This window comes from Aminobacter sp. P4_D5 (assembly GCF_056401815.1).
In genome coordinates this window covers 1-594 of the sequence record NZ_JBFUIP010001043.1, presented here as the reverse complement: position 1 = coordinate 594, position 594 = coordinate 1, and the positions used below count along the sequence as shown (strand labels likewise).

At 67.0% G+C, this 594-nt stretch carries 1 protein-coding gene and 1 pseudogene; both read left to right on the top strand.

Features of this window, described 5'->3' with window-relative positions:
* Window positions 1-13 precede the first annotated feature (13 nt).
* Window positions 14-382: a glyoxalase superfamily protein gene (locus AC1DWF_RS36565; RefSeq protein WP_476843330.1), complete on the top strand. Its 369-nt coding sequence runs from the start codon at window positions 14-16 to the stop codon at window positions 380-382.
* Window positions 382-594 (top strand): annotated as a pseudogene (locus AC1DWF_RS36560) (hydrogenase); the annotation flags it as partial. The gene AC1DWF_RS36565 and the pseudogene AC1DWF_RS36560, both read left to right, overlap by 1 nt.

Genomic DNA, 594 nt, shown 5'->3' with positions numbered 1-594 from the left:
GGGTGGACCTGTGATGCAGACCGTGACGCCCATTCTGCGCATCTTCGACCTCGCGAAGACGCGCGAATTCTACATCGATTATCTCGGCTTCGCTTGGGACTGGGAGCATCGCTTCGACGACAACGCGCCGCTCTACGCGCAGGTCTCGCGCGACGGCGTGGAGCTGCACCTCTCCGAGCATCACGGCGACTGCTGCCCCGGTACGGCCTTCCGCATCCTCTGGCCGGATCTCGCCGCTTTTCATGCCGAGATCTCCGCCAAGAACTACCGTTACGCGCGGCCGGGGCTGGAGACGATGCCCTGGGGCGAGCGGCAGGTCCGCATCCAGGACCCGTTCCATAACAGGCTCATCTTTTTCACCCCGACCGGGGAGGGCGGCTGATGCTCTGGCCGAAGCTCGCACGATGCCTGGTCTCGCGGCCCGTCACCGATCCTGCTCCGCCCGTCGCGCCGGAGATCGTGGCGGAGCTGCGCGCGCGGCTGGACGAGGCGGCGCAGGTCCGGCTCGGACGTTCGCTCGCCATCCGGCAGGTGGACGCCGGAAGCTGCAACGCCTGCGAGCTCGAGATCAACGCGCTGCAGAACGTGGTGCAT